Below are 20,835 nucleotides of genomic sequence, written 5' to 3' on the forward strand. Positions count from 1 at the left end.
CTACACTGCTGAAATGAACGCATAGCCGCCGGATCGCTATTATATTGCGACCCGCTTCAAACAACTTGGCAATGCCCAAAAACCTCACGCGCCACCGCCACCCGTGATTTGCAGGATCTGGTCGACAAGGGCGCGTTGACGCGCAGCGGTCAGTTGCGATTTACGCAATACGCGCTGAACTGGAAGCCATATAGTGATTGAAATAACGCATTAATTGCCTGCATATTAAATCTAATTCTCTTCTAAGTATTGCTACTGTGACGTTAACCATGCTGGCTTATAACCTACGATAAGTATAGCTTATCGGTAATTAGCCATCTCGATGAAAAAATTGCCATCTGTGTTGCGATTTGCTATGTTCTGCGCACAATCAGTGAGGAAAACCGATGTCCGAACAGCAACTGTCCGTGCGCAGCTCTAAAGCACGCGATCTAGCCCATTCCCTGGCCAGACGCACCGGCCAGCCCATCAACAAGCTCGTTGAACGGGCGCTGGAGCGTTACGATCAGGAACTGCGACAGCAACAGGCGCTCACGCCCATGGATGCCCTGCTGGATCTGATGGCTGAAGGCCGGCGGACCGTGCCGGAAGGCACGACCTCCGCGCATGACGATCTTTATGATGAACACGGACTGCCGCGATGATCGCCATCGATACGTCGGTGATCTTGGCCATGGCCTTGCGCGAACCGGAAGCCGATCAGTTCCAGCGGCTGGTGCGTCGCGATGCTGTCATTATCGGTTGGCCAACGCTATTGGAATTGCGTATGGTTCTCACAGGCAAGGGCTTTGCGAATGCCGCCGCCATTGTCGATCAACTCACTGAATTGCCGAATGTGACGGCCGTTGCCTTCGATCAGGCGCATTATCGGGCGGCAGAGCGGGCATTTGAACGGTTCGGCAAGGGCCGTCATCCCGCCGGTCTGAACATGGGGGACTGTTTTTCCTACGCTGTCGCCGCCGTCAACAAGGCGCCGCTTCTGTTCAAGGGTCAGGATTTCGGACAAACCAATCTCAAACTGCACCCTGAATCATCGACGGTATAGCGATGGCCGGGGAAGAACCGATCGAACGGCGCGCCGAAACACTCGACACGATTGCCTCTGTCCTGCCGATGAACCGTCGCGACATGCTGGCGGGCATTCTGACGGACGAGGACGTCGAGACGCTGCGCCATCTGGTCAATGAAGGCATGGGCGAAAACACGCTCCGCGCGCTGACCTCGGATCTGGCCTATCTCGAAGCCTGGGCTTTTGCGGCCACAGGTGGCCCCCTCCCCTTCCCCGCGCCGGAAGCCCTGTTGCTGAAATTCATTGCCCATCATCTGTGGCGGCCGCAGCAACGCGAGATCGATCCCGATCACGGCATGCCGATTGGCGTGGAAGAAGAATTGCGCGAACAGGGGTTTTTGCGCGTGCCTGGGCCGCACGCACCGGCAACCGTGCGTCGGCGTCTGGCCAACTGGTCGACGCTCACCCGCTGGCGGAGTCTGGAGGGTGCGTTCACGTCGCCCGCCATCAAATCGGCCATCCGCCTTGCCGTCCGTGCCCTCAACCGGCCCAAAGCCCGCAAGAGTGCTAATGCCATCACCGGCGATATTCTGGGCAAGCTGCTTGCGACCTGTTCGGGTGAGGATCTCACCGCCTTGCGCGACCGGGCCATCCTGATGGTGGCCTTTGCCTCCGGCGGCCGCCGCCGCAGCGAAGTTGCCAGCTTGCGCACGGAGCAGCTTGTCAAGCAGGCCCCCGTCATCAATGAAGACGGCTCTCCCCTTCCCTCGCTCGGCATTCATCTCGGCCGCACCAAAACCAGTGGTGCTGATCACGACGAAATCGTCTATCTGACCGGACGGCCCGTCGATGCCCTCACCCGCTGGCTGAAAGCGGCCAGGATCGACAAGGGCAGCGTGTTTCGCAAGATTGATCGCTGGGGCAATGTTTCCACGCGGGCACTGGAACCCAGTGCCGTCAACGCCATCGTCACGCGGCGTGCACAAATGGCGGGTCTCGACCCGGCGGAATTTTCTGCCCATGGTCTGCGCTCCGGCTATCTCACCGAAGCCGCAAATCGCGGCATTCCCCTGCCCGAAGCCATGGAACAATCGCGCCATCGCTCCGTCCAACAGGCCTCCGACTATTACAACAACGCCAAACGGCGCAGCGGACGTGCGTCAAGGCTGCTAGGCTGATCGACTCGCCGATTGCCATCCCCTCAAAAAACTGGCTTGTGCCATCGCCAAGAAAGGGCGGGCGGCGTTGCGCGGCGTCGATCAATCGGGCAATCGCAAGACACGCGCCCTCTCACCGCAATTGGTCAATGCCATTCTCAGAAGCCGCGTCGCCCAGGCCGGGCTTGACCTGGATGCCTTCAGCGCACACAGGCTGCGCCGGCTACCGTACCGAGGCTGCCCATCAGGGCGTCCCTTGCCGGAAGCCATGCAACAGTCGCAGCACCGCTCCGTCAATCAGGCCGCACGCTATTACAACAGTGCCGAAAGGCACATGGGCAAAGCCGCAAGGATCATCCCTTGATCCGATAGCCCTGCCAGCTTTGGAAAGTGCATCACCCAAACTTGTATCCGGCATGCCGTCGCATGCCATCAGACCCCGCACCAATTCGGCTGCAGCAGACGCTGACAAGTGAGACGCGATGATGATCCCGCCAGACCCGCACAGCAGCATATCGGTCGATGCCATCGATGAGGAAATCAGGACCGGGCTTCGTACTCTGGCTTTCGCACCATCGACAGAGCGCCTGTTTCTTCGCGAATATCTCCACAAACGTGTGCGGATGGCTCCGCTCTGGGCCAGACAGGGATCCCTGTTCTACCTGCTTTCGATCCCGGGCGACCATTCGATGGTGCCCGATGTCGTGTACATCGGCGTGCTACTGCGTCTGGCCGTGTTTCTGCCCTCTGCCATCTTCACTGTTATCTGGCTCCGGCTTCGCCCCACACCCGCCACCTATGACATGCTCGCATTCGGCGTTAGCGCTCTTGGTGTTGGCCTGCCCATGGTCGCCTTCATCTTCTCGCAAAGCACCTATCTCTTTGCCTACCAGACCGGAAGTCTCGTTCCCTTGCCTTCTTCGTCATTGTTCTCAGGCCACGTTTTGTGACGGTGGCAACCGGCCTCACCGTGATGGTTTCCCTTCAGTTCCTCACCACATGGTTAAACGGCTCGTTCGAGCCCGTCACTTATTCGGGTATCGTGTCGTTGTTTTACGTCTCGTTTGGTGTCTTTCTGGCGATTTCGGCGTATTTTACGGAACATGTCGACCGGCCGAATTTTCTCAACCATCTGCACGGCAAGAAGCTTCAGGCGGAATTGACGAAGCCTTTCCGCGCCGATGCCATGACAGGTCTCAACAATCGCCGCATGCCCGCCCCGATACGAAACCGGATATGGAAGCAGCCACTTCCGGCAAGATCGTATCCGCTGTCATGATCGATATTGATTATTTCAAGAAGGTCAACGACATTCACGGCCACCTCGACGGCAACAACTGCATCCAGACAGTGAGTTCTGTGGCAAACGACAGCGTCGGGCCCTGCGGAGCCGTCTTCCGATATGGCGGCGAGCAGGCCGCACGGCTTGCCAGTCGTATCCGGGAAGCGGTTCAGCAACTGGCGACACCCCCTCCCGGCTCCCCTTACCACGTCGTCACCATCAGCGCCGGGATCGCAACAGCGGCAGTCAGCGAAGTGTCGCTACCGCAATTGCTCGAAAGAGCGGACGATGTTCTCTATCAAACCAAACGATCTGGTCGCAACACGCTGCGCAAGTGGAATAGTTCGCCGATAAAAGAAGAAAATTAGAGCAAATTTAAACAAGCTCTGGCATACAATTTCGACACTCCGCCAAGAATATGCAGTACGCCATTGGAGAAACTTTACAACTGTAAAGTCCGCAACCTGCCCACCCATCACTCCGAGAACTTTACAGTTGTAAAGTATACATACGAGATTGGGCGCTCATTAACCACTTGTTAACGAAAAATCCCTTGTCGAATCGGCATTTATTCGTATGCTTGACGGATACTGACCCAAAGCGGGTTAAAAACCGTCATGAGGATTGAATGCTCCACTCCAACAGACTCATCGTCAGTGACACAGCGTCGAAGATTGACGGCTATACCGCTAAGCTATCGGCCGAACTGCGTGACATGCGCGAGGCATTCTATCCGCCATCTTCTCGTAAGTCGTTTACGCGAACATTTTCGACGCTAGATCTCGTTCGTCTCCTTAATGTGCCAGAAAGCACACTTCGTCAGTTGACGATCGAAGGAAAAGGCCCCCAGCCTAGACGGGCTGAAAACAATCGACGCACCTATACTATCGATCAAGTCAAAGAACTTCGTCAATTCCTCTCTGTTCTCCGTCCGGACGAGGCAAAAACTCTGTTGCCATATCGACGTGACAGCGAAAAACTCCAAATTATCGCAACATCGAACTTCAAGGGCGGCTCTTCCAAGACAACGACATCCGCACATCTCGCCCATTTCCTTGGTCTTCAGGGCTATCGGGTACTTTGCATTGATCTTGATCCTCAGGCATCAATGACGTCGATCTTCGGCATTCAACCGGAATTTGATCTGGAAGAAAACTCGACTGCTTATGCGGCGTTGCGTTATGACGAAGATCGCCGGCTGCTTGCTGATGTCATTCGCCCTACCTATTTCCCTGGCGTCGATCTCGTGCCTGGAAATCTAGAACTCATGGACTTCGAATTCGACACACCGTCATATCTTGCTGAACGGAGTCGGGACGAGCTTGGCCTATTCTTTGAGCGCCTTGGTAAAGCAATTAGGACCGTTGAAGACAGATACGACATCGTTATCCTTGATACACCACCCTCGCTCGGTTACACGACCCTTGCGGCGCTATACGCAGCCACATCTTTAATTGTTACCGTGCATCCAGCAATGCTTGATGTCGCCTCCTGTAATCAGTTCCTGATCATGATATCTGACTTGTCGGAGGTTCTCGCTCAATTCGGCGCAAAATTCGAACATGACCACTTTAAATTTTTACTCACCCGTGTGAACCCTAATGACGGTCCACAAAAATACATGTCGGGCGTGATGCGTCGTCTCTTTAGCGATGACGTCCTAGTTGCAGAAGCTTTGGAATCCACAGCAATAGCTGGTGCGGCGGTCGCCAAAAAGACTCTTTACGAACTCGAGTCCGGTGAAGTTGGTCGCGAAGCATTAAAACGCGCTATTGAAAGCGCGGATCGCGTGAATTTCGACATTCTAGGTCTTATCCACAATGTTTGGGGGCGTAACCCATGAAGAAGAGCATCCTAAAACGCATGGCAGATGTCGAAGCACGCTCTGAAAACGGGGCACGGGAGCAATTAGCTGACAAAGCAGCTAATCCATTAACCGCACGCCGCCACTCATCTCCAGTTATCTCTAATGTCGGACGTGCGCTCACCCAACTGACAGAAGACAGTATCGTTACCTTGGATCCCCACAAAATTGAACGATCGCCGTTTGTCGATCGCTTCGAAGCTGATGCCGAAGCTAACGAGGAGCTAGAGGCTCTTAAGCTTTCAATTTCCTCTGAAGGCCAGAAAATCCCGGTTCTGGTTCGTCCGCATCCATCGAAAAATGGATACTACCAGCTTGCTTACGGCTATCGCCGATTAGCTGCCATTAAGACTCTGAACCAAGAAAGGCGTACAGAAGCTCTTAAGGTCAAAGCCTACGTTCGTGCGCTGACGGATCGACAACTTATTGAAGAGCAATCCCTTGAAAACGGCGTTCGCGAGAACTTGACATGGATCGAACAGGCAATGTGGGCGCTCCAGCTCAAGAGTGTGGGCCTTACACAACGTGCTATTTGCCCTATTCTTGGACTTACGGAAGCTGCTATATCGCACTTCGGCAAAGTCACCGCAGCCATTCCAGACGACATTATCTATGCAATTGGCCGAGCGAAATCAGTAGGTCGTCCGAAATGGACGTCACTCGCTGAGCTGATGGCCATCGATGGCAAGATCAACGTGGCGCGACAACTAATAAAAACATCAGAATTCTTAGCTGCTGATAGCCAGACTCGTTTCTCTAAAGTTTTTGAGGCGGTTAAAGATGTGAAGACCCAGCAAAAAGATGCGCCTGCGGTTAAGTCTTGGCGATCCAAGGACAACTCAATAACATTGATCATGAATCAGCGAGCTAAAAGGGTCGCTATCGAACTTACGGATGCGAATGCTCGCCCGTTTAGCGATTGGCTTTCAACCTCTCTGGATCGTCTATATGACGAGTTCCAGCTATCAAGTAATACGCAAACAGGAGATTAAACCGCAAAAGAAAAAGGCCCCCAAACGTTTCCGTCGTGGAAGCCTTCCTCAGAACTAAGCACTCCGAGAATCGCATTTCCACGAATCAGTGTCAAGTGTCATTGGCGTCATTTTGGCGGGTGGATTTCTTTTGCCTTTAGAAAGGTGAGAGGACATGCAAATTTTGGAGACTGTCACGTCCACACTTCGTGGGCGAAAGCAGATGTTTGCCCAAAGTTCTGACCTGCAGAAAAAACTGAAGCAGGGGAGGGGGGTAAACAGATGGGAGATCTACAAACAACTCTGTGTCGCTAAATCACAATTCGGCCTGAATGATCGGTGCCTTGCGGTTCTCAGTTCGCTGTTGTCATTCCTTCCTGAGGATGAAATCAGCTCGAAAAATGGCATTGTGGTGTTTCCGTCAAACCGCCAGCTTTCCCTGCGCGCCCACGGCATGCCGGAATCAACTCTGCGTCGGCATCTGGCTTCACTGGTTGAGGCCGGCATTATCGCACGTAAAGATAGCCCGACCCGTAAACGTTATGCGCATAAGGATAGGGAAGGGGGTGTTGAACTCGCCTTTGGCTTTTCCCTGGCCCCAATGCTTGATCGCGCTTCGGAGATTGCGAAAGTTGCCGAAAAGCTTCTGGCCGATCAGAAAGCCTTGAAACGTCTTCGCGATGAGGTCTCGGTTGCCAGACGAGAGATTGCATCGGTCTTTGCAGACGAAACATATGCCGATGATGCATCTTCTGGCCATCTAAAGGATCTGTTTGTTCGTTTCCGTGCCATCGTAGATGCTATTCCTCGCCGTGCATCTCTAGATGATCTGACGACGATCAAAGCCAATCTTTACGCCATTCGCGATGAATTGGCTATTGCTTTGAAAAATAAGGAGAATGCTTCAGAAATGAGCGGCAGCGTCGCTCAAATTGAGCGGCAACATAATGAATCCCTACCAGAATCCCTTTTTGAATCTAAAAATATCAAAACTTTTGATTTGAAGGAGCCTTGTCCGGAAAAACCGGTGATTTCCGAACAAAACGATCACCACCCAGTTGACGCTTCGTTTGCTGCTGTACCGTTTGATATGGTGCTCAGAGCTTGTCCAGATATTCGTGACTACTCGTCCAATGGCATCGCCTCATGGCGTGATCTGGTTGATGCATCGAGGACAGTCTCGGTGTTTCTCGGTATCACGCAATCAGCCTATCGAGAGGCGATAGCAATCATGGGCGCAGAGAACACCTCTGCTGTCATTGCCTGGTTGTTGCAGCGTGCAGGCGAGATCAGTTCAGCGGGCGGCTATCTGCGATCGCTGACGCAAAAGGCGAGGGCAGGGACCTTTTCCATCGCGCTGATGCTTATGAGCGGATTGAAGGCCCAGTCTCCTTCTGTGCAGGGCCTGGTCTGATGCTGTACAGGCTTGCTAGCCCCTCGCAGGAGCAAACCCATCATCCCGATGTCTCTGATGAAGTTGAGGTTCTGCTGCATTGTGTTCAGCGCCGTACATTCGCCTATTTCTGGGAAGGGGCCCATCCGTCCAGTGGTCTCGCCTATGATCGCAGACTGACCTATGGCACACCAAAGAATGACCTCGTCGCCATTGGTGCATCAGGCTTTTCCTTTATCGCCACAATCATTGGCGTGTATCGCGGCTGGATTGTGCGTGACGAAGCCCTTGAGCGCCTGACGATGATGCTGTCGACGCTGGAAAAAGCATCACGGTATCACGGTGTATTTTCCCATTTCATCAACGGTGCAACGGGTGAGACCGTTGCTTTCTCACGCTTTGATGATGGAGGCGATCTCGTCGAAACGGCGCTTCTCCTTCAGGGCATGATCTGCGCGCGGGAGTTTTTCTGCGGCTCTGACCCTGTAGAGACAGACATACGTCAACGGATTGACATTATCGTCAATCAGGTTGAGTGGGACTGGTATACCAAAGACGGCAAGGCCACATTGTTCTGGCACTGGAGCCCGAAGCACAGTTGGCGAAAGAACCTTCCCGTGTCCGGATGGAACGAAGCACTCATGTGCTATGTTCTTGCACTTGGCGCAGGCACGCATGCAATTGATGTCAGCCTCTACCATTCGGGCTGGGCACGCTTTGGCCACTTCAGAAATGGTACATCCTATTACGGTTTGGAACTGCTGCTCGGTAAGCCGTTTGGCGGGCCACTGTTTTTATCGCAACTGTCCTTCTGCGTGCTTGATCCCCGGCTATGGCAGGACGGCTATGCCGATTACTGGCAACAGGCCAGTGCACATGCGGCAATCAACTATCGCCATTGCGTGAAAAACCCGCATGGCTATTATGGGTATGGCCCAGATTGCTGGGGACTGACGGCCTGCCATGGGCCAAACGGCTATCTCAATTGCTGTCCAGTCAATGACGCTGGAATTATTGCACCGTCTGCCGCCCTGTCCTCTTTTCCCTTTTTGCCCAGGGAGGCCGAAGCTGCCTTGCGGTTCTTTTTAAGGTATAAGAACGGACGATTGCTCGGGCGCTATGGTTTTGTCGACGCGTTTGCGCCGGACACCGGCTGGATCGCCAGAACCAGCCTCGCTCTCAATCAGGGCTCTACCCTCGCTATGATCGAGAACTATCGTACCGGCTTGCCATGGCAACTCTTCGCAAAAGCGCCAGAATGGCAGAAAGCCCAAAGATTGATTGGAAACCGACTATGCTTCCCGTTTTAACAGAAGTCGGCGGTAGAATTCACGCGGCCATCTTCAGTTCTTATTCGTTCCGATGAAACAAGTCGTCGCCTAATGACCGTACCGGGCATCGGTGTGGTCACCGCCCTGACGTTGAGAAGCACTATCTATGACCCGATCCGCTTCCGGTCGGCTACAACCGTCGGCGCCTATCTCGGTCTCAAGCTCTGATGAAAGCAGTCGGGAGAGTCCGACACAAATGGGGGTGCGTTGCAAAAATTCGATTGAGATGGAGTGCAGCTTAACTTTGGGCGCACTTATGCTGTGAGTTTCGTGAATTGCTGTTTGAGCGAGAACGGCTTCGCTGTTGCAAAGACGCCCTGCTGTTTGCGCATCATATGAACCAGTTCGATGCCGGAAAGTGTGATGTTGGCTGCGACTGTGGATTTGAAGCCGAGCATGGATCGTATCCTTCGTTTGAAACGGCGATGATCCTGTTCAATGGGGTTGTTCATGTATTTGCTGGAGCGGATAGCCATGGGCTTTCCAGCTTGGTGCAACCGGTTTTCAGCGTCGCACTGCATGATGGCCATGCGATTGGTCTAGCTGCCGTCAATGATAGTTCGTTCTGGTATGCCATGCCGGCTTAAAGCCTTGCGGATAAAGCGTTTGGCAGCTTTCAGGTCTCGCTCTTTGCTGAACAGAAATTCGAGCGTATCGCCATTGCTGTCGATGGCGCGATACAGATAAAGCCATTTATCTTTGACCCTTATGTCGGTCTCATCAAGGTTCCATTTTCGCGTGACTTGACGTTTTCTCCGATTGAAGCGCTCAAGCAGTTTGGGGCTGAAATGCAAAACCCAGTGGTGCACGGTCAAATGGTCCAGCGCGGTACCGCGCTCGGCCTTCATTTCCTTCAGGTTGCCCAGGCTCAGATTGTAAGCCAGGTAACGATTCTATCCGCGACCACGGATTTCACTGCTGCGCTGATAAAATCGCCCTTTCCCCGCAGACGACGGCCTTCTTATTCATAGCGCAGAACCGGTCGCGGGTGCCAATCACGAGATATCAGAGTCAGCTACCAACATCCCCGCCCATGGGCCAGATTGGCCGCCTGCGATCAGAAGACTTGATTGGAAATTACCGACGTGCTCTCGCTTGACTATGCCCGGCCATTATTGCGCGACTCGGGATAACTTGCACCAGCTGCGGCAAATCTCCAGATACTCTCGGGCATCCTTGCTGAGCCTGGCAATTCCGGCCAGGCGTGCGATCTCAAGCTCCGGATCCTCGGCCGCAGAAATCCGAGTGGCGTTCCTGTCGATAAGTTCGGCAATCTCTGTCCTTGAAATCTCGCGCAGCGAACGCCCGTCCATACCTCTGAACGGCACCCGATCCTTGACGCTGCCCTTCAGCCAAAGAAAGCGGGTGTCCTCCTCGCTGGTCGTATCGAACAGGCCGGCCAGGGCGGCAATGCGCGCCTGAATCCGAGCGCCGGTGCGCTGCCAGCCGTGAAGCTGGGCAATATGTCGCGCCAGAGAGGTATCTGACATCGGTCCATGCGCGGCGACAATCTTCTCCATCAAGGCTGCAAGTTGTGGCGTATAGCTGTCTTCGAAGAACCGTTCTGCATCAGGGGCTGGGTCGGGCTCGGAACTGCCCGTTGGTGGTGCGTGATGCCGTGCGGCCCGCGCAAACTGTGTCGCGGGTTCATCCTCGGAAACGGGGCTGTCTGCAGCGATTTCGGACGGGACTGAGGCCGCAATTTCCAGCCCGGACGGCAGCGGGTCGGATTCTTGCTGACTGTCTGCTTCCTCCGCTTCGGCCCGCCGGGCGCGGTCTGCCTCCAGAATTTCGTGCAGCCCTGCGTCGATGCGCCGGAGGGTTTCTTCAGGGGTGCGGAACCAGTCCGTGGACCAGATCCGCAGGATCGACCAGCCCAAGCCTTCCAACACCGCCTGTCGGATCCGGTCGCGGTCCCGTGCCGTAGCAGAGGAATGATAGCGTGCGCCATCGCATTCTACGCCGGCCAACCAGACGCCTGCATGGTCAGGGTGGCGCACCCCGAGGTCGATACGGAAGCCGGATACGCCGACCTGGCTGTGAATCTCCCAGCCCTTGGCGGTCAGGGCGTCCCGAACCGCCTCCTCGAAGGGAGACTCCACCGGGCCGAGCGATCCGCTGTCCTGCGCGGCAAGCGCGACGGCGCCGCGGTCGGCAAAATCGAGGAAAGCCTTGAGGTCGGCCACCCCGCGCGCCCGAGTTCGGGTCATATCGATCTGATCGGCGGTGATCGAAGCGAAGATATGCAGTTCAGCCCTCGCACGGGTGACCGCCACGTTCAGGCGCTTTTCGCCGCCGTCCTTGTTCATCGCGCCGAAATTCATCGTGAACTTCCCGGCCTGATCCGGGCCGAACGTGATCGAGAACAGCATCACATCGCGTTCGTCCCCCTGAATGTTTTCGAGGTTCTTCACGATCAGCGGTTCTTCGCGTTCGTCCGAGAAGAACCATTCGAAATCGGGATTGGTCTTGCGCTCGGCATCCAGCAAGTCAAGGATCAGGCCCTGCTGCTGCGCGTTGAAGGTGATGACGCCAAGCGTCGGGCGGTTGTCTTCGGGCAGTTTCAGCCATTCTGTCAGACGCTTGCGGATGAAGGCAGCGATGGTGCGCGCTTCATCCGGATTGGTCGAACCTTTGCCGCGCTGGTAGGTGCCCTTTACCTTGTGCAGCCGCACCGCCTGTCCCGACGCATCAGGTGAGGGGAAGGTGACCAGGCCGCCATCGTAATAGAAATGGTTCGAGAAGGCGATCAGCGCCTCATCGCGGCTGCGGTAATGCCAGTTCAGCCGATGCGTGGGGATGCCGGCCGCGGCGACCTCGTCGAGGATCGAGGGCATGTCCTTTTCGAACTCGGCAAGCTCGGCAGTTTCGTCGGCGCCGTCATCGCTACGACCAAAGAAATTCGTGGGCGGCAGCTGCTTGGGGTCGCCCACGATGATCGCCTGGCGCCCGCGGGCAATCGCGCCGATCGCATCCCAGGTCGAAATCTGCGAGGCTTCGTCGAAGATTACCAGATCGAACTGCGCCTGTCCCGCAGGCAGATATTGCGCGACCGACAGGGGCGACATCAACACGCAGGGCGCCAGTTTGGAAAAGCTGGTCGGCATATCGGCAATCAGATTGCGGATTGCCTTGGTCGGGCGTTGCAGGCCAAGCTGATGGCGCAGCCCGCCAAGTTCAGAGTTTCGCGGCACCGCGTCGCGCACCGGCAGGTCGTTGCCCAGACGGCGCATGACCTCAGTCGCGGCGAGATCGGCCATAGCATCGTCAAGCTTTCGAAAGCGGCGGATCAGGGCATCATGCTGCCAATGGGCAAACCCGCGCAGGCAAGGCTCGGCATCCATTGCCAGACGCAACCACCATGCCATATAGGCCTGCTCGAAGGCGCGGGTGGTATCCTCGATATCCGCGTTTTCTTCCAACGCGGCGACAAGCGGCTCCAGCCCTGCATTGATCGCCTCGGCCCGCGTCGCGCGCCATTTAAGCCAATCGCCGAAGCGATTCTGCAATGCCTCCAACCCGGCAAGCAAATCCTCGCTTCCAGGTAGCAGGGCGCCGCCCAGATCGGTGAAACCCACATGGGCGGCATTTTCCGCACTGTCGGTCTGGCCAACCCTCTGAAACAGGGGCGCGAAGTTTCCCCCCGATGCACGCGACAGCTCTGCCCGGTGTTCTTCAAGGCGCGCCGTAGGCAGGCCGGCGACCCGCAAATGGTGCTCCAGTTCCAAGTATGCCCTGGCTGCGTCCAGTTCGGCGGCAATGCGGGCGATATCCGTTTCCTCACCGGCAAAGCCCGGCAGATGTTTCAACTTGGAAGCTGAGATTTCCTGCCTGACGCGCAACAATTGTTTCAGCGCGGGTAAATCCCGGGCAGGATCCGCTTCGCCCGACAAGGCATAGCTTTGCAGAAGCTTGCGCAGTTTCCGCTGTGCCATGCCGGCAAAGGGCCAGGACTTGCCCTGCGCTTCCCGCCACTGAAGTTCCAGCGTATCCAGCGGTATGTCGGCCAGCCCGTCGTCGGGGTATTTGGCCGAAAGCGCCGCATGTACCTGCGCCACCCCCGTAAGCAGTCCCGACAGCCTATCAAGCTGCGCCTGCGCCGTTTCAGGATCATGCAGGGCCGCCGTTGTGATAGCGGGCTTTTCCAATCGTTGCCCGGCAAGCCAGGTCAGCGCCGCAGCGATGTCGGGATTGTCGGAATCGATCTGCGACAGGCCAAGGCGTTGCGCCAGTTCCTGACGGGCGTACCTGGCAGCGGCTTGCGCCTTGCGCAGGGTCTGGGCGCTGGCAAGATAATGGTCCTGCCAGCCAAAGGACCATTCGCCGTGATCCAGCAGCGAAAGCGGTCCCGCCGGATCCAGGTCCGCGACGATCCGGTGGCGCTGGCCCAGATCACCCGCAAGGCTGCGCAACCGGTTCCAGCTTGCCACGTCATGGCAATCCTTGTTGTCAAAGCGCAGGGCAAAGCCGGGCGTGCGGCCGGCGACCCGACCAATGGCCTGATAGACGCTGAAACCCTGCGTGCCGGGGCGGTGCAGCGCATCGACATAATCGTTCAACTGGTCGCGTGTCAGGCGCAGGTCTTCGGCCACACGCACCCAGTCCTGCGCGTTTGCCGCGCTGGCGCGCTCCCACGAGCGGCCAAGCTGAGCCAGAACTGTCTTGCGATCCGCCTTGTTGGAGTGCAGTTCCAGCACGGCATCGCCAAGGCCGTGGCGTTCAAGCCTGCGATGCACCACATCCAGAGCAGCGGATTTCTCGGCAACAAACAGCACGGTGCGGCCACGGCCAAGCTGGTCGGCGATGATATTGGTGATCGTCTGGCTTTTGCCGGTGCCGGGCGGACCGATCAGTACAAAATCGCGCCCCTGGGCGGCGGCCAGAACGGCGGCCAACTGCGAACTGTCGGCGGGTAGCGGTGCCAGAATGTCGCCCGGCGCATGTTTGCGGTCGATGTCCGAAGGCTGCGGCATCGGGGACTTTGCCCCCTCGAAGGCTTCGGTCGGGTTATCGACCAGATGGGCGACCAGACGGCTTTCACGCAAACTGTCCGTGCGGTCCACTAGGTCTTTCCACATCAGATATTTAGCAAAGGAAAAGGTCGAAAGCGCGAATTCCTCGATAATCTCAAAGCCAGCAACGTCACGGACTCGCTGACGAAGAATTTCCATGATGCGCGGGATATCGAGCCCACTTTCATCACGCGGCAGTTCGCCCTCCAGTTCCGGGACGCGCAGTTCGAAATCGCGCTTGAGCAACTCCAGCAGGGTCGAGTTGATGCGAACTTCATCCTCAAGTTGGGTCAGGCGGAATTCGGATTGGGCCGAGCGTCGCTCCAGCTTCACCGGCAGCAGCAGCAAAGGTGCACGATAGGACCGGCTATCTCCTTCCGAGCGTTTCCAGCGCAGAAAACCCACGGCCAGAAACAGCGTGTTCGTGCCCCCCTCCGCCATATCACTTCGCGCCTTGCGATAGAGTTCGGTCAGCCGGTTGGTCATGTCGCGGGCGGTCAAGGGAACGGCGATCTGCCCGCGTGCCAAGGCATCGCGCGCTAGATCTAGTTCGATCCGCCGGGCCTCGTCGGCGGAGATATCGCGCCCGGAAACCGCGTTCTCGTCCTTCAGGGCCAGCAGGCGGAAGGTTTCGCCATTGGCCAGCCGATCCTCGGTCCCGGAAATATCGGGGCAGATCATAGCGACCGCGCCGCGCGTCTCGCGAAAATTCAGCAAACGGTTGGCAAGAGACAGATCCAGAAGCTTGCGCTGCCAGCGTTCGATCCGCCCCAGCGCGGTGGACGGTGTCTCATCCACCAGCTCGCCCGGCAGAAGGCCCAGATCCAGCGGGCGGGGCAGCGTGGCAGGTGTGGCGGCGATGTCCTTAGTGGCCGTAGCCTCCTGAATGCGATGGCTTGCCAGCGGGCGAATCCTCGCGGCGCGGGCGCGGTTGATATCCACTGCCTGAATGAATTCGGCTTCGCGGGCCTCTGACAGGTGGTCACGTCCTGCCTGAACCGCTTCCTCAAAGCCGATAGCGGGGCGTTTCGTCAGAAGTGTTGTCTCCAACGCAACGAATTCCCGCGCGGCCAGAGCCTTTCGGACCGTCACCACGTCAGGCTCCACCAGGCGGCCAAAATCCTTTTCGACCAACCAGACGCCGACCCATGCGTGTCCCTGAGAAAACATTACGGCCGTATTCAGCCCCACAGCCTCATAGGCCGCCGCCAGCAGAAGCGTGCTGTCGAGACAGGTCGCCAACCCCTCGGAGGCAATGCGTTCCGGATCGCGGATCTTCTGCCCAATCCGCTCGAAGGATGCCGGAGGCACGGCATAGGTCAGACCAAGACCGGTTGCGGCCGACCAGATCGCGCCCGCCAGCATCCAGACGCGAAGCGGATCCCCGGACTGGTATCCGTCCAGCGAACCGGAATGCCCGGCCGATTCCAGCAGGCGCGCGGCGTCCTTGAGGATACGGGCAACGAAAGGCTGGTTCGGCGACACGAAGGCGGCCAGGATGTTGTCCATCTCGGTCAGCCCGCCCCATTCATCACGGGCCAGCATCTCGATCCGGTGGGTGGAGGTGACATCCTCGGCCCCCTTTACCGACAACCGAAACTCAAGTTGTCCGAATTCGGCCTCGTCCAACCCGCCCAGAAGCGCGGTATCAAGCGCGGTTTCCAGATCGCCCAGTTGCAGGGTGGTTCCCGCAGCGATGCGGTCGATTACCCAAGTCTTTTCCCGAAAGATAGCGGGGTTGGCCGACAGCGTAAGCCGGACGGTTTCGACCGGCTCGGATCTGCAGTTCTCGATGCCAAGGCGCTTGATGACCGCCAGGCCATTCTGCGCACTGGCAAAATTGACCTTTGTGGCAAGCGCCGGATGCAGGATCAATACCCTGTTGTCCTCGGCGGTTGTCACGGGCGCGATCAGCGGAGTTTCATCCTGCATGTTTCGTTCCTTCACGAAGATCACAGTTCAATGATATTGGCACCTGGGCAGGCGGTCCGGGCGATATCGCACAGGTGGCGGTGATGGGTCAGATAGATCACCTGACCCACGCGGGACATTTCCTCCAGCAGCACCATAGCGGCGTGCGAGCGGTCATCGTCGAAGGTCTCCATGATGTCGTCGGCAATGAAGGGAACGGTCGGACGGCTTTGCGCCAATTCGTGATAGCCCGCGATGCGCAGCGCCAGATAAAGCTGGAACCTCGTGCCTTTCGACAGGTCAACCGCAAGCTTTGCGCCACCTTCGGCGGGTAGCGCTACCAGAACCTCCTGCGCGCCATCAGGCTGAGCAGCGAGACCCGAATAGGCGCCCCGGCTGAGCTGGCTGAACGCATTAGAGGCCCGCGCCAGCATGGCGCTACGATGCTTGTCGCGATAACGTCTGAGGCCGGTCTCAAAGGCCAAAAGGCCAAATCGCGACGCAAGATGCGCTTGTGCGCGCTCTCGCGTCTCTAGCAAAAGGTTCGCTCGTTCGGCAGCGATGTGGGCCAGTGCGTCATCCCCGCCGACGGCCTCGATCCGCCGCTTGGCCTCCAGATAGGCGGAATGGCGGGCCTCGGTCTCGTTGCGCAAAAGCTGCTGGTCGGCTTTCAGGCGGGCGATCTGCTGCCGGATCGTGTCGGCATCCTCGTCCTCGCGCGGCGTGGGGCGGTCGCGCAGGTCCTCCTCCATGGCGGCGATGTCATGGCGCAGTTCCGTAGCTTCGCGGCAGCGCGCGACATGGGCGGCAAGTTCTCCGTCATCGGGATGCCATTGCAGCGTGGCGCCAAAAGCCGCGGCGGCGGCCTCGCGGGCATCGAGCAAACGGCGGTCCTCGGTATCCTGCTGTTCTTCTGCCTCAATCTGCCGGTTGATCGTCTCGTGATCCCGGGCATTGTCCTGCGCCCGGCGCAAACGGGCCAGTATATCGCCCCAAGGGCTAGTCTCCTCCAGATTCAGCGCCATCAGCACCGCCGCCCGTGCCGCCGCGAAACGGTCGCGGTTCGCCTCCATCTTGGCGATACGGTCAAGCAGACCGGCGGCGGTCTGTTCCTCTTTGCCCAACTGGTCCAACCAATCAAGAACCGCGCCCAGAGCAGGGTCATCATCGGGATATCCAGCAAGGATGCTGTCGCGGCTGGCCTCGTTCCAGTCCTGCCGCCATGCAGCCAAGGCATCCCGCGCGTCATTCTCCGCCTGCTCACGCTCGCGTAGGTCGGATGTCAGTTCGGTCAGGTGCCGGCGCGCCTCGCGTCGCCGCTCGGCGGCTTCCAGCCGGACCGTTGCCTGCGCCAGCAGGATTTCAAACTCCGACAGGTCTATTGCCGGCGGCTGGTCAAGAGTGGCATTCAGCGCCCGCCGCGCGGCGTTCAGTTCATCGTCGCAGCGTAGAATTGCGGTTTCGGCCTCCCGCAGGGCATTGCGTTCGGTCAGCGCCAGAAGCCGCAGATCAAGCCAGCGTTTCAGATCGGCCAGGGCGGCATTCCGCAACCCGAGGGATGCGCATGCGGCCTGAACCGCCGCTTCGATGATTTGCCGGGCCTTCGCCGCCGCCTCAAGCCCGGCCTCGGCGTCGCCCAGCCGGGCGGAGACGGTATCATGCGCCACCCGTTGCAGGGCCTCGCGGCGCGCCTCGGCCATCGCCTCGGCCAGCAGCGACGAGATCCGGTCATCCTCACGCAGCGCCTGTTCAAAGCGGCGGGCCGTCGTCGCTGATAGATCGTTCAGATGTGCGGCCCAGAGCGTTTCGCGCTGACTGCGCGCGGCGGCGGCATCGGCGATGGTGATGCCGGTCGCCGCCTGCGCCTGCGCATGGGCATCCGTATCGGATTGCAGGCGTTGCAACTCATCCTGCAGATCGGCGGTTGCGCGGCGGGCATCGACCTCCTGTTGCCGTGCGGCCTCAAGCGCCGCCTCCCATTCCTCGATCTGCCAGCCGGGCGGAACGGCCAGCGCGGCTAGGCCATCGCCATCCCCGATCCATGGGGCAAGCGCCGCTAGGGCCGCATCCAGCCGCCCCCGGGCCGCATCGCGATCACGTAAAGCGCGCGCCCGCGCCTCGGAGGGGTCTTTCCCGCGCAAGCGTGTCAGCAGTGCCGCCAGCGCGGCCTCGTCTTCGGCGGGTCCGGGATCTCCCAGCCGGTCACGTTCGCGCGCCAACAGGGCGGCGGCCTTGCGGCTCTCGGCCGAGGTCGCCGCCGCCGCCGCCAGAAGGCCCGAGCGCGCGGCGACAAGCGCCCGCATCCGCGACAGATGCGGGCCGGGGATGATGATATCCGCAGGTTGGGCATGGCGCTGGTCCAGTTCCGCCAATAGCACGCTCATGCGGGCCTTGACCTCATCGGCCTCTTGCTGGCGCCGGGGCAGATCCTTGATCGCCGTGTCATGTTCGGGGCGCAGTGCTTCGGCAGCCTCGATCACGCCGGCCTGCGCCAGAACGGTGGGATCGCGGGTCAGTGCGGTCAGCTGTTCCCGAAGCCCCTGACAACGCAGCGCACGATCACCGATCCGACTGGTCAGGGTGGTGCGGTCGCGTTCGATCTGGTCGAACTGGTTCTGCAACGCGGCATCGGCATCGGGCAGATGCTGAAAAGGGGCAAGTCGCGCCTTCAGTCCGGCAAGCCGCGCCACAAGCGGCACCGCGCCCGCCAGATCCTGAAGCCGGTCCAGTTGGGTCTGCGCGACCTCTTCGGCGGTCCGGGCCTCGCGCCATTCCTGTTCGGCAGCTGTGGCCTCTCGCGTCAGCTTCTGCAGGGCGCTGGCGGAAACCTCCAACTCCCGCCGCCGCCCGTCCAGATCGCGCAGTTGCTTCTTTGCGTCATAAAGCCAACCACTACGCTTACCGCTGCGGTGAAAGTCATCCAGATCCGCGCGTATGGCTTCCAGCCGCGGAGCCAGACCGGACAGGCCGGCGCTGGCGGAAAACAGCATCTCGCCCAGATCGCCACGATTGGCGAGAATGCTGTCACCGCCTTTTTCCAGCGTGTCATCGTCCAGTGAAAACATCGCGGAATAGCCGTCACGCGACAGCCCGCCGAGCGCGGATTGCAACACCGCCTCGGCGACCGGGGCATCGTGGCGATCCAGCAGGCTGGCATTGTTGCGCTTCAGGCGCTTCAGCTCCAGCATGGCGCCGGAATGGGACAGATGTGCGCCGATCTGCATCGTCGGGCCGGAATGCAGGAAATCATAGCGGCTGCGCACCGGGATACCGAACAGAAGGTCCAGCCAGGCTGAAAACAGGGTCGATTTCCCGGCCTCATTCGGACCATAGATGATGTGCAGATCAGGACCGAAGGGCACGGGTCGCGCAAAGGAGAGGCTGCGATCCGTAAAGCGGCCATAGCGGGTCAGGTCCAGTCGTTCTAGCCGCATCATACGGCCTTGTCAGAGGTCAGGCCAGCTAGAATGATCGGCGCGCCATCGGCAAGAAGTTCCCGGCAACGTAGCGCCAGATCCGTCTCGTCTTGACCCAGAATATCGCGCAGGTCGGGGGGTAGATCGCGCAGCAGGTCATGGGCCGCCTGCGTCATCGCGACCGCCAGTCCAGGATCGCCGGGCAGATCCTCCAGCACGGTGCGGACCAGTTCGGCGGGCAGATGGGCGCCGGCGAAGGATCCGGTATCCTCCTCGCTGGCGATTCCCAACTCCAGCTTGTCGATCCAGATACCGGCATCGGCAGCAAAGGCACGGGCCTCTTCGGTTAAGCGATCCAGATCGCGTGCGATGCGCCACGCCAGCGGCGTGACTCCGCGTAGCACCGGGCGGATCACCAGATGCTCTTCCCTGCGAGGGGCCTGCCCGGCCTGCCGGATATAGCGTTCCAGCATTGTCAGAAGCTCGGCCCACTCGCTTACGCCATCACAATCCATCTCGATCTGATCGAAGCGCAGGCAGGCGACAGTACACTGTTCCAAAGTGACCGCGTTGTCATCGGTCACATGAACCAGCGTGACCGAACTCGCCCCTGCCTCGCCGATATCGCGGCCTTGCGGGGTGCCCGGCATGACGATCGCTGCTTGTCCGATATGTTCCGTGCGGCGATGGATATGGCCAAGCGCCCAATAGTCATAACCGTGAGCGTCCAGATCGCTGAGACTGCAGGGCGCGTAATTATCATGTCCCGGGCTGCCATTCAGGCTGGTATGCATCATGCCGATGTTGAAGGCCCCGGGCTTTGGCGCCGGATAACGCGGCAGCAGGCTTTCAGGGGCGTGAGGTTCACGGAAGCTCAGCCCATGAATGGCGATCCGATGTCCCTCAACATCAAGCTCGGCGGTGGAGGCCCTGCCACCGAACAGGATGGTGTTTTCGGGTAGATCCAGTTCTCCGGTCTGGCGAGCAAGGGCGTCATGGTTGCCGCGAATAATGAAACAGCGGATGCCGGCTGCGTGCAGGCGCAACAATTCCTGCTTCAGAAACCGGGGCGTCTTGGTGGAACTGTGCTCTCCGTCCCACAGATCGCCTGCGATCACCAAAAAGATGACGGATTCGTCGATGCACATATCCACGATCCGGGAAAGGGCGGTGCGCGAGGCTACACCGACGGCCTGCGCCAGATCCGGATCGCGCAGGGCGATCGCCTTTAACGGTGCATCGAGGTGCAGATCAGCGGTGTGGATAAAGCGAAAACTCAAGGAAACTGCCTATGAAATGTTTATCAGCCAAGTTATGGGACACGCTGAATGGTCTGGCAAGTCTACTTTGGGTTGAATTCAAGGGAATAACGATTCAAACGAGGCTGTCGGCATTGTCGACCAAAGAGGCAACAGGCTTCTACGACAGGCCCCAGTGTTACCAATGGTTGGGCGCAGGTCTGCCTGACGATTGGTTTTCGTGGCGTGGA

The 20,835-nt window shown here is 58.6% G+C and carries 14 protein-coding genes and 2 pseudogenes; 12 read left to right on the forward strand and 4 right to left on the reverse strand.

All coding sequences use genetic code 11. From position 1 onward, the window contains the following. Positions 1-386 precede the first annotated feature (386 nt). The 12 genes and pseudogenes from DKP76_RS17255 to DKP76_RS17300 form a co-directional block, all read left to right on the forward strand. Positions 387-644 (forward strand): type II toxin-antitoxin system VapB family antitoxin, encoded by a 258-nt coding sequence (locus DKP76_RS17255; RefSeq protein ID WP_109707920.1) that lies wholly within the window; start codon positions 387-389, stop codon positions 642-644. Beyond that, on the forward strand, positions 641-1,045 hold the full coding sequence (locus DKP76_RS17260; protein ID WP_109707921.1) for a type II toxin-antitoxin system VapC family toxin: 405 nt from the start codon (positions 641-643) through the stop codon (positions 1,043-1,045). The genes DKP76_RS17255 and DKP76_RS17260 overlap by 4 nt, the downstream gene beginning before the upstream one ends. Before the next feature lie 2 nt (positions 1,046-1,047). After that, positions 1,048-2,187 carry a site-specific integrase gene (locus DKP76_RS17265; protein ID WP_109707922.1) on the forward strand — a complete coding sequence of 380 codons (1,140 nt, stop codon included), beginning with the start codon at positions 1,048-1,050 and terminating at the stop codon, positions 2,185-2,187. A gap of 67 nt (positions 2,188-2,254) precedes the next feature. After that, the gene (locus DKP76_RS17270; RefSeq protein ID WP_109707923.1) at positions 2,255-2,530 is read left to right on the forward strand and encodes a site-specific integrase; all 276 of its coding nucleotides are present in this window, start codon (positions 2,255-2,257) and stop codon (positions 2,528-2,530) included. Positions 2,531-2,648: 118 nt separating this feature from the next. Next, entirely contained in the window at positions 2,649-3,116 is a 468-nt protein-coding gene (locus DKP76_RS19270; RefSeq protein ID WP_158279462.1) for a hypothetical protein, read from the forward strand. Next, positions 3,113-3,445 (forward strand): hypothetical protein, encoded by a 333-nt coding sequence (locus tag DKP76_RS19275; protein WP_158279463.1) that lies wholly within the window; start codon positions 3,113-3,115, stop codon positions 3,443-3,445. The genes DKP76_RS19270 and DKP76_RS19275 overlap by 4 nt, the downstream gene beginning before the upstream one ends. After that, on the forward strand, positions 3,403-3,816 hold the full coding sequence (locus DKP76_RS19280; RefSeq protein WP_158279464.1) for a GGDEF domain-containing protein: 414 nt from the start codon (positions 3,403-3,405) through the stop codon (positions 3,814-3,816). The genes DKP76_RS19275 and DKP76_RS19280 overlap by 43 nt, the downstream gene beginning before the upstream one ends. A 260-nt stretch (positions 3,817-4,076) precedes the next feature. Continuing rightward, the gene (repA, locus tag DKP76_RS17280) at positions 4,077-5,291 is read left to right on the forward strand and encodes a plasmid partitioning protein RepA (RefSeq protein ID WP_109707925.1); all 1,215 of its coding nucleotides are present in this window, start codon (positions 4,077-4,079) and stop codon (positions 5,289-5,291) included. Further along, positions 5,288-6,304: a plasmid partitioning protein RepB gene (gene repB, locus DKP76_RS17285; protein ID WP_109707926.1), complete on the forward strand. Its 1,017-nt coding sequence runs from the start codon at positions 5,288-5,290 to the stop codon at positions 6,302-6,304. The genes repA and repB overlap by 4 nt, the downstream gene beginning before the upstream one ends. Before the next feature lie 154 nt (positions 6,305-6,458). Next, positions 6,459-7,697: a plasmid replication protein RepC gene (gene repC / locus DKP76_RS17290; RefSeq protein WP_109707927.1), complete on the forward strand. Its 1,239-nt coding sequence runs from the start codon at positions 6,459-6,461 to the stop codon at positions 7,695-7,697. Between the two features lie 251 nt (positions 7,698-7,948). Next, positions 7,949-8,986 carry a glucoamylase family protein gene (locus DKP76_RS17295; RefSeq protein ID WP_245410269.1) on the forward strand — a complete coding sequence of 346 codons (1,038 nt, stop codon included), beginning with the start codon at positions 7,949-7,951 and terminating at the stop codon, positions 8,984-8,986. Positions 8,987-9,025: 39 nt separating this feature from the next. Further along, positions 9,026-9,166: pseudogene (locus DKP76_RS17300) on the forward strand (transposase); the annotation flags it as partial. Positions 9,167-9,261: 95 nt separating this feature from the next. Here DKP76_RS17300 and DKP76_RS17305 read toward each other — a convergent pair. From DKP76_RS17305 to DKP76_RS17320, 4 genes and pseudogenes are all read right to left on the reverse strand, one after another. After that, positions 9,262-9,891, reverse strand: a pseudogene (locus DKP76_RS17305) (IS6 family transposase). Positions 9,892-10,119: 228 nt separating this feature from the next. Then, a complete protein-coding gene (locus DKP76_RS17310; RefSeq protein ID WP_109707929.1) occupies positions 10,120-15,951 on the reverse strand; it encodes a DUF3320 domain-containing protein in 5,832 nt (1,943 codons plus the stop codon). A 20-nt stretch (positions 15,952-15,971) separates the two neighbouring features. Further along, on the reverse strand, positions 15,972-19,367 hold the full coding sequence (locus tag DKP76_RS17315) for an ATP-binding protein (RefSeq protein WP_199224848.1): 3,396 nt from the start codon (positions 19,365-19,367) through the stop codon (positions 15,972-15,974). Continuing rightward, entirely contained in the window at positions 19,364-20,626 is a 1,263-nt protein-coding gene (locus DKP76_RS17320; protein ID WP_109707930.1) for a metallophosphoesterase family protein, read from the reverse strand. Before DKP76_RS17320 ends, DKP76_RS17315 begins: the two co-directional genes overlap by 4 nt. Between the last annotated feature and the right edge of the window lie 209 nt (positions 20,627-20,835).

It is taken from the genome of Falsochrobactrum shanghaiense (assembly GCF_003149535.1).
GTDB classification, from domain to species: Bacteria; Pseudomonadota; Alphaproteobacteria; order Rhizobiales; family Rhizobiaceae; genus Brucella; species Brucella shanghaiense.

Bases quoted from the DNA above. Each gene is read 5' to 3' on its own strand.
- DKP76_RS17255 (WP_109707920.1), top strand. From the start codon at position 387: ATGTCCGAACAGCAACTGTCCGTGCGCAGCTCTAAAGCACGCGATCTA.
- DKP76_RS17265 (WP_109707922.1), top strand. From the start codon at position 1,048: ATGGCCGGGGAAGAACCGATCGAACGGCGCGCCGAAACACTCGACACG.
- repA (WP_109707925.1), top strand. From the start codon at position 4,077: ATGCTCCACTCCAACAGACTCATCGTCAGTGACACAGCGTCGAAGATT.
- DKP76_RS19280 (WP_158279464.1), top strand. From the start codon at position 3,403: ATGGAAGCAGCCACTTCCGGCAAGATCGTATCCGCTGTCATGATCGAT.
- DKP76_RS17315 (WP_199224848.1), bottom strand. From the start codon at position 19,367: ATGATGCGGCTAGAACGACTGGACCTGACCCGCTATGGCCGCTTTACG.
- repC (WP_109707927.1), top strand. From the start codon at position 6,459: ATGCAAATTTTGGAGACTGTCACGTCCACACTTCGTGGGCGAAAGCAG.
- DKP76_RS17260 (WP_109707921.1), top strand. From the start codon at position 641: ATGATCGCCATCGATACGTCGGTGATCTTGGCCATGGCCTTGCGCGAA.
- DKP76_RS17310 (WP_109707929.1), bottom strand. From the start codon at position 15,951: ATGCAGGATGAAACTCCGCTGATCGCGCCCGTGACAACCGCCGAGGAC.
- DKP76_RS19270 (WP_158279462.1), top strand. From the start codon at position 2,649: ATGATGATCCCGCCAGACCCGCACAGCAGCATATCGGTCGATGCCATC.
- repB (WP_109707926.1), top strand. From the start codon at position 5,288: ATGAAGAAGAGCATCCTAAAACGCATGGCAGATGTCGAAGCACGCTCT.